Annotated in this window: 8 protein-coding genes; 3 read left to right on the top strand and 5 right to left on the bottom strand. The window is 72.8% G+C overall.

What is annotated here, in order from left to right; genetic code table 11:
- A partial coding sequence (locus tag ACFZCY_RS09700; RefSeq protein WP_391170726.1) for a DEAD/DEAH box helicase occupies nucleotides 1-1,728 on the bottom strand: 1,728 nt, incomplete at its 3' end.
- 458 nt (nucleotides 1,729-2,186) lie between these two features.
- Between ACFZCY_RS09700 and ACFZCY_RS09695 the strand changes: the two genes are divergently transcribed.
- A complete protein-coding gene (locus ACFZCY_RS09695; protein WP_391170724.1) occupies nucleotides 2,187-2,921 on the top strand; it encodes a ferritin-like fold-containing protein in 735 nt (244 codons plus the stop codon).
- A gap of 90 nt (nucleotides 2,922-3,011) precedes the next feature.
- On the opposite strand, the gene ACFZCY_RS09690 is transcribed toward ACFZCY_RS09695, so the two are convergent.
- The 4 genes from ACFZCY_RS09690 to ACFZCY_RS09675 form a co-directional block, all read right to left on the bottom strand.
- A complete protein-coding gene (locus tag ACFZCY_RS09690) occupies nucleotides 3,012-3,281 on the bottom strand; it encodes a hypothetical protein (protein WP_361477582.1) in 270 nt (89 codons plus the stop codon).
- A 197-nt stretch (nucleotides 3,282-3,478) separates the two neighbouring features.
- The gene (locus ACFZCY_RS09685; protein ID WP_361477579.1) at nucleotides 3,479-3,706 is read right to left on the bottom strand and encodes a DUF3107 domain-containing protein; all 228 of its coding nucleotides are present in this window, start codon (nucleotides 3,704-3,706) and stop codon (nucleotides 3,479-3,481) included.
- Nucleotides 3,707-3,820: 114 nt separating this feature from the next.
- Entirely contained in the window at nucleotides 3,821-4,462 is a 642-nt protein-coding gene (locus ACFZCY_RS09680) for a TetR/AcrR family transcriptional regulator (RefSeq protein WP_361477576.1), read from the bottom strand.
- A gap of 135 nt (nucleotides 4,463-4,597) precedes the next feature.
- A complete protein-coding gene (locus ACFZCY_RS09675; RefSeq protein WP_391170721.1) occupies nucleotides 4,598-4,828 on the bottom strand; it encodes a hypothetical protein in 231 nt (76 codons plus the stop codon).
- 132 nt (nucleotides 4,829-4,960) lie between these two features.
- Between ACFZCY_RS09675 and ACFZCY_RS09670 the strand changes: the two genes are divergently transcribed.
- Together ACFZCY_RS09670 and ACFZCY_RS09665 are read left to right on the top strand one after the other, a co-directional pair.
- A complete protein-coding gene (locus tag ACFZCY_RS09670) occupies nucleotides 4,961-6,040 on the top strand; it encodes an alpha/beta fold hydrolase (protein WP_391170719.1) in 1,080 nt (359 codons plus the stop codon).
- Complete coding sequence (locus tag ACFZCY_RS09665) at nucleotides 6,033-7,493, top strand: DUF3152 domain-containing protein (protein WP_391170717.1); 1,461 nt, start codon at nucleotides 6,033-6,035, stop codon at nucleotides 7,491-7,493. The genes ACFZCY_RS09670 and ACFZCY_RS09665 overlap by 8 nt, the downstream gene beginning before the upstream one ends.
- Nucleotides 7,494-7,657 lie beyond the last annotated feature (164 nt).

Genomic DNA, 7,657 nt, shown 5'->3' with positions numbered 1-7,657 from the left:
CTTCGCCCGGGTGCGTCGGCGGGGCTTGGCCGGGGCTTCGTCCTCGGCTGTCTCCGTCGTGCCTTCGGCCGTGGCGACGGCGGTCTCGGCGGTGTCGGCCTTCGCCCGGGTGCGTCGGCGGGGCTTGGCCGGGGCTTCGTCCTCGGCTGTCTCCGTCGTGCCTTCGGCCGTGGCGACCGCGGTCTCGGCGGTGTCCGCCTTGGCGCGGGTACGGCGGCGCCGGGGCTTGGCGGGGGTCTCCTCCGGCGCGGCATCCGCCGGGGCCTCCGCTGCCGGAGCCTCCGCCGCCGGGGCCTCCGCCGTGTCGACGGCGGTGACGGCCGCCGCGTCCGCGTCGACCGCCGCACCGGACCGGGTGCGGCGACGGCGGCGCGGGCGGCGCGGCTCCGTCGCGGACTCGGCGCCCTCGGCCTCGGGGGTGGCCGGGGCCGAGACGTCCACCGACTGGCCACCGCGGGTACGGCGGCGGACCCGCGGGGTACGGGTGCGGCGCGCGGGGCGCTCCTCCGTGGCGGGGGAGCGGCGGCCGCGGCCGCCGGTCTCGCCGAGGTCCTCGACCTCCTCGGCGCCCAGCCCGGCCCGCGTGCGCTCGGCGCGCGGCAGGACACCGGTGGTGCCCTGCGGGATGCTCAGCAGCTCGTACAGGTGGGCGGAGGTCGAGTAGGTCTCCTCCGGGTCGTTGAACGGCAGGTCCAGCGCCTTGTTGATCATCTGCCAGCGCGGGATGTCGTCCCAGTCGACGAGCGTGATGGCAATACCCGAGGCGCCCGCGCGGCCGGTGCGGCCGATGCGGTGCAGATAGGTCTTCTCGTCCTCGGGGGACTGGTAGTTGATCACATGGGTGACGCCCTCGACGTCGATGCCGCGCGCGGCGACATCGGTGCAGACCAGGACGTCGACCTTGCCGTTGCGGAAGGCGCGCAGCGCCTGCTCGCGGGCGCCCTGGCCGAGGTCGCCGTGGACCGCGCCGGAGGCGAACCCGCGGCGGGCGAGCTGATCGGCGATGTCGGCGGCGGTCCGCTTCGTACGGCAGAAGATCATCGCGAGGCCGCGGCCCTCCGCCTGCAGCACGCGCGCCACGACCTCCGGCTTGTCCATGGAGTGGGCGCGGAAGACGTGCTGGGTCGTGTTGGCGACCGTCTGGCCCTCGTCGTCCGGCGCGGTGGCGCGGATGTGCGTGGGCTGAGACATGTAGCGGCGGGCGAGACCGATGACGGCGCCCGGCATGGTCGCCGAGAACAGCATGGTCTGGCGCTTGGCCGGGAGCATGTTGATGATCTTCTCGACGTCGGGCAGGAAGCCCAGGTCGAGCATCTCGTCGGCCTCGTCGAGGACGAGCGCCTTGACGGACGAGAGCCGCAGCTTCTTCTGGCCCGCGAGGTCGAGCAGCCGGCCGGGGGTGCCGACGACCACGTCGACGCCCTTCTTCAGGGCCTCGACCTGCGGTTCGTACGCGCGGCCGCCGTAGATCGACAGCACCTGGACGGCGCGGACCTTGCCGGCGGTCAGCAGGTCGTTGGTGACCTGCTGGCACAGCTCGCGGGTGGGGACGACCACGAGCGCCTGCGGGGCGTCGGTCAGCTGGTCGGGCTTGGCCCGGCCCGCCTCGACGTCCGCGGGGACGACGACGCGCTCCAGCAGCGGGAGGCCGAAGCCCAGCGTCTTGCCGGTGCCGGTCTTGGCCTGGCCGATGACGTCGGAGCCGGAAAGGGCGACCGGGAGCGTCATCTCCTGGATGGGGAACGGGGACGTGATGCCGACGGCCTCGAGGGCCTCGGCTGTCTCGGGGAGGATCCCGAGGTCTCGGAAAGTGGTCAGGATGCTTGCCTCTTCTGTGAGACGCGGCGGGAGGCGGCGAAGGGGGTCGCACTGCGCCCGGGTACACCGGCCTTGGCCGGTTCGGCGCGGGACCACTGCCCTCGCTCGAGCGCTCACGCCGCGAGCGGGTCCCTCCTGCCGTGCACATGGAAGATGCGCGCCGCGCGGAGAGCGGTCGGGTGTTGGAGCCGATCGGGCCACCGACCGGGCATCCGCATTCGTGGAACGACCCGCCGATACTCGACGGGTGCAAATACCACTGTACCCCGGAAGTGCGCATCTGTGACCGGGCAACCCGAACCGGGGCGTGGGGGGACTTGGCTGACCAGGGCCTTCCTCGCCCCATCCGGCGGACTATTGTGCGCTCCATGGAGACGTCTGATACGCCTGAGACCGAGAAGACTCCGACCGGGATCGCCGCCCAGGACTGGGACACGGCCGCCGCGGAGCCGCAGTACCGGGCCGCGGTGGTGGATCTGCTCGGGGCGCTCGCCTATGGCGAGCTGGCCGCCTTCGAGCGGCTCGCGGAGGACGCCAAGCTGGCGCCCTCGCTGGAGGACAAGGCGGAGCTGGCGAAGATGGCGTCGGCCGAGTTCCACCACTTCGAGCGGCTGCGGGACCGGCTGGCGGCGGTCGGCGAGGAGCCGACCGCGGCGATGGAGCCGTTCGCGGCGGCGCTGGACGGGTTCCACCGCCAGACCGCGCCGTCCGACTGGCTGGAGGGCCTGGTCAAGGCGTACGTGGGCGACTCGATCGCCAGTGACTTCTACCGCGAGGTGGCGGCCCGGCTCGACTCGGACACCCGCGACCTGGTGCTCCAGGTGCTGGACGACACCGGCCACGCGAGCTTCGCGGTGGAGAAGGTGCGGGCCGCGATCGAGGCCGACCCGCGGGTCGGCGGTCGGCTGGCGCTCTGGGCCCGGCGGCTGATGGGCGAGGCGCTGTCACAGGCGCAGCGGGTGGTCGCGGACCGCGACGCGCTGTCCACGATGCTGGTGGGCGGGCTGGCCGACGGCTTCGACCTGGCCGAGGTCGGCCGGATGTTCTCGCGGATCACCGAGGCGCACACCAAGCGGATGTCGGCGCTGGGCCTGGCCGCGTAGTCCTTCCTGAACGGGGCGTGAGAAAGGGCTCCGGGTCCCGGAGCCCTCGCGCACCGCGCCTCGGCGAGCCGTGGCTCAGCCGGCCGTGGCTCAGGCCGGGACCGACCGGCGGCGTCCGGCCCGGGGCCGGACGAGCAGCGACAGCAGGGCGGCGGCGAAGCCGAGCGCGACCATCAGCACGACTGCCGAGTGGCCCGAGCCCAGCACGGTATGGGCGATCATCGCGCCGAAGAACGCGGCGGCGGGGCCGGTGGACAGGACGAGGGGCGTGGCGGGCAGTCGACGGGGCAGCCGGTGACTCGCCCCATACGCGATGGCGAGACCGATCAGTACCGAGCCGAGCGCTTCCCAGAAGATCATGGCGCGTCCTTCCCGTGAGCGGATCGGGACCGAAGCGTGATCACGCGTCGGTCCTGCCGGTCCTACCCGGGGCCAGGCGGGGGCAACCCTGATCGAGGGGGATCGGGAGAGCGGGGCGCGGCGCAACGGCGCACAACGGCGGCGGGGCCCGGTGAGACAAATCCCACCGGGCCCCGCCGCCGTTGCGCGTGATCCGCTCAGAGAGCGCTGAAGCCGACCTTACGGGCGCTCGGCTCACCGATCTCGACGTAGGCGAGACGGTCGGCCGGAACCAGGACCTTGCGGCCGTGTTCGTCCGACAGGCTCAGCACCTGCGCCTTGCCAGCGAGCGCGTCGGCCACCGCACGCTCGACATCCTCGGCAGACTGCCCGCTCTCCAAGGTGATCTCGCGGGGCGCGTGCTGCACGCCGATCTTGACCTCCACGGCCTTGTCCCTCCGACGGTCAGTTGGTGCGCGGCGTCCGCGCTGTACGCAGCACACATTAGCCCGGGAAAAGGGCCCGCTGGGCGGCGCGGGCCAAGCCCGCAGCGAACAGACTCAAGTCCCGCTCTCCGCTCCGTGCAGCGGGAAGCCCGCGATGCCCCGCCAGGCGAGCGAGGTGAGCAACTGCACAGCGGTGTCCCGGGGGACGGTGCTGCCGCTGGAGAGCCAGTAGCGGGCGACGACCTGGGAGACGCCGCCGAGGCCGACGGCAAGCAGCATGGACTCGTCCTTGGACAGCCCGGTGTCCTCCGCGATGACCTCGCTGATCGCCTCGGCGCACTGGAGCGAGACCCGGTCCACGCGCTCGCGCACCGCGGGCTCGTTGGTGAGGTCGGACTCGAAGACGAGCCGGAAGGCGCCGCCCTCCTCCTCGACGTACGCGAAGTAGGCGTCCATGGTGGCGGCCACCCGCTGCTTGTTCTCGGTGGTCGAGGCGAGCGCGGTGCGGACCGCCTGCAGGAGGGCGTCGCAGTGCTGGTCGAGCAGGGCGAGGTACAGCTCCAGCTTGCCCGGGAAGTGCTGGTAGAGCACGGGCTTGCTGACTCCCGCGCGCTCGGCGATGTCGTCCATCGCGGCCGCGTGGTAGCCCTGTGCGACAAAGACCTCCTGGGCGGCCCCCAGGAGCTGATTGCGTCGGGCTCGGCGCGGCAGGCGCGTACCCCGCGGGCGCGCCTCGGTCTGCTCGATGGCTGTCACGCCGCCTCCCATTGAATGTTCCGAGCACGGTGTCCACCGCGCCCGCCATCGTACTTTTGGGTAACAGGGCCGCGCGCCGTCCGTGCGGAGATTTTCACGGACTGGACACTATGAAAAGCCCACAAAGGGTGCTGGTCATCGGTAGTCCTCCTCGTTCTCCTCGACGACCCGGGCCTGCTCCGCGCGGTCGGCCTCGTCGGCCTCCAGCGGTTCGTCGGCGGTCCGCAGGTCGTCGCGGTGGGGGACGAGGTCATGGTGCTGTTCAGCGGCGTCCGCCTCGGGGGCCTCGACGCTGTGGAGGGCGGGGCCGTCGTTGTTCTCGAGGGCGTTCGCGAAGGTCTCGGGGTCGCTCGGATCGACGGACATGTACTCCCCTTCCCAGAGGCAGGTGATCGCCTCTGTGTATGTACGAGCCTAGGAGAGGTCACTTTCGGACGCTACGTGGTCTGTGAGGGTGAACACACGGTCAGCCATGTGATCGTCTCGTAACATTGCGGCATGTCTTCGACCGAGCCGCCGGAAGCCCGCATCGTTGCCGCGGTGCCCCCAGCGCGGCCCGTGCGGGTCGGGGCGGGTGAAAAGCTCCGTACCACCAGCCTGCCCGGTCTCACGCTGAACGTGCGTACCCGTCCTCCCGTGGTTTCAGGCCTGCCGCCCGCGGTGTTTCTCCACGGGCTGGGCGGTTGTTCGCAGAACTGGTCGCCGCTGATGGAACGGCTTGCCGACCGGCTGGACATCGAGGCCCCCGACCTGCCCGGATTCGGCGACTCCCCGCCGCCCGACGACGGCGACTACTCCATATCCGGCCACGCCCGGGCCGTCATCCGCCACCTCGACGCGAGCGGCCGCACACCCGTGCATCTGGCCGGGAACTCCATGGGCGGCACGATCGCCATCCGCGTCGCGGCCGTGCGGCCGGACCTGGTGCGCAGCCTCACCCTCGTCTCGCCCGCGCTGCCCGAGCGGCGCCCGCAGCGCACCGCGGTGCCCACGGGGCTGCTCGCGATCCCCGGGGCGACCCGCCTCTTCAGCCGCGCGACCCGCGACTGGGACGCGGAGCGGCGTACCCGGGAGCTGCTGGCGCTCACCTACGGCGACCCCGGGCAGGTCACTCAGGAGGACTTCGCGCTGGCGGTCGAGGAGTACGAGCGGCGGCTCGCGCTCCCGTACTTCTGGGACGCGCTCGCGCGTTCGGCGCGCGGCCTGGTCGACTCCTACGCCCTCGGCGGCCAGCACTCGCTGTGGCGGCAGGCCGAGCGGGTCCTCGCGCCCACGCTCCTCGTCTACGGGATGCGCGACCAGCTGGTGTCCTTCCGCATGGCCCGGAGGGCGAGCGCAACCTTCCGCGACTCGCGTCTGTTGACGCTGTTGGACGCCGGACATGTGGCGATGATGGAGTACCCCGGAGCGGTGGCGCGCGGCATGCGCGAACTGCTCGACGACGTCGAGGGACGAGACGCCGACGGGCGGGCCGTCGGCCTGAGACACGAACAAGAAGCGACAGACGGACGGGACAGCCGGAAGATACGGGGCGTACCGGTGCCCGGAGCGGACGGGAGCGGTGCGGCGCGTGGGTAAGCACAGCGCACGGGGCAGCCAGGAGGACCGGGATCCCGGGTCCACCGAGGCGGATTCCGGCCCCGGTGCGGGGCGTCGGCGGCGCTCGGCCGCGCCCGGCGCCCAGGACCCGGGCGTGACGCCGCCGCAGGGCATCCCGCGGACCGCCCACGGACCGGCCTCGCCGCCGGCGCGCTCCAGGGGCGGCCACCCCGGGCCCTCCGGCCACCCCGGGCCCTCCGGCCACCCCGGGCCCTCCGGGCCGCCCGGACGCCCCGCGCAGCGCGAGACGGGCGGTGGCTGGAGCGCCTTCGGCACCGCCACCATGAACGCGCCGCAGCGCCCCGGCGGCGGTGGCGCGTCCGGTGGTGCGCCCGGGGGCGGCGCGGGCGGGCTGATGCCCGGTCCGCGCAAGGAGTACCTGGAGGCGTTCGACACCACCGGAACCCCGGAAACCGACGGCGAGGACGCCTTCGCCGCCGGTGCGCCCGGCACGGTGCCGCCGCCGCGCCGTACCCGCCCCGGCGCGGGCACCGATGACGACCGCGGGAACGCCGGCGGGGGGCCCGGCAGCCCCGGCAGACCGGGCACCGCCTCGCCGTCCGACGGGCTCCCCGGGGCCGATGGCCCCGAGCCTGCGGGCAAGGGTGCGCGAGGGGTCGGCAAGGGCGGCAAGGGGCGTACGTTCACCGGTGTCGCCGCGGCGGCCGTGACCACCGTGCTGGCCGTCGTGGTGGCCGGGCAGGTGGCGAACGGCCCGCAGAGCGACAGCAAGGCGCAGTCCAAGGGCGGCCCGGAGCGCGGCGACGGGGGAGCGTCGTCCCGTACGGACGGCCGGGGCACCCCGTCCGCTTCCGCGAGCCCGGAACTCGCCACGTACCAACAGAAGATGGCCGCCCTGTATCCGCTCGATCCGAAGTTCAAGGGCTCGGGCGCCTTCACGGCCGTCCCCGGGCAGGACAAGGCGCCGGGCAAGGGCCAGATCCTGCGCTACCGGGTGGACATCGAGAAGGGGCTGCCGCTCGACGGCGCGCTGTTCGCCGAGGCGGTGCACAAGACGCTCAACGACGAACGCAGCTGGGGTCACGGCGGCACCCGCACCTTCGAGCGGGTCTCCTCCGGACGCCCCGACTTCGTCATCACCCTGGCGAGCCCCGGCACCACCGCGGTGTGGTGCCAGAAGTCCGGTCTCGACACGACCCAGGACAACGTCTCGTGCGACTCGGCGTCCACCGAGCGCGTCATGATCAACGCCTATCGGTGGGCGCAGGGCGCCCGCACGTTCGGTGACGACAAGATGTACGAATACCGCCAGATGCTCATCAACCACGAGGTCGGGCACCGGCTCGGGCACAACCACGAGACGTGCACCAAGCAGGGCGCGCTCGCCCCGGTGATGATGCAGCAGACCAAGTTCCTGGCGACGGACGGTGTGACGTGCCGCCCCAACGCCTGGCCGTTCCCCAAGGGCTGATTCCCGATCCTCAGGGGCTCGCGCTCGTCATAGCGCCCGACAACGCCTGAAATCCAGGAAGGTCACGGGCGTTCACCCCTTCCGGTGGTGCGATGGACAACCGTCCGTCGCGCCACGGCCATGCGCGCATAACGTGCTCCCGCTGCCCGACGTGCCGAACCGCG

Source organism: Streptomyces sp. NPDC007983 (genome assembly GCF_042958345.1).
Taxonomy (GTDB): Bacteria; Actinomycetota; Actinomycetes; order Streptomycetales; family Streptomycetaceae; genus Streptomyces.
This window is presented reverse-complemented; position numbering and strand designations above follow the sequence as displayed.

Bases quoted from the DNA above. Each gene is read 5' to 3' on its own strand.
- ACFZCY_RS09695 (WP_391170724.1), top strand. From the start codon at position 2,187: ATGGAGACGTCTGATACGCCTGAGACCGAGAAGACTCCGACCGGGATC.
- ACFZCY_RS09670 (WP_391170719.1), top strand. From the start codon at position 4,961: ATGTCTTCGACCGAGCCGCCGGAAGCCCGCATCGTTGCCGCGGTGCCC.
- ACFZCY_RS09690 (WP_361477582.1), bottom strand. From the start codon at position 3,281: ATGATCTTCTGGGAAGCGCTCGGCTCGGTACTGATCGGTCTCGCCATC.
- ACFZCY_RS09675 (WP_391170721.1), bottom strand. From the start codon at position 4,828: ATGTCCGTCGATCCGAGCGACCCCGAGACCTTCGCGAACGCCCTCGAG.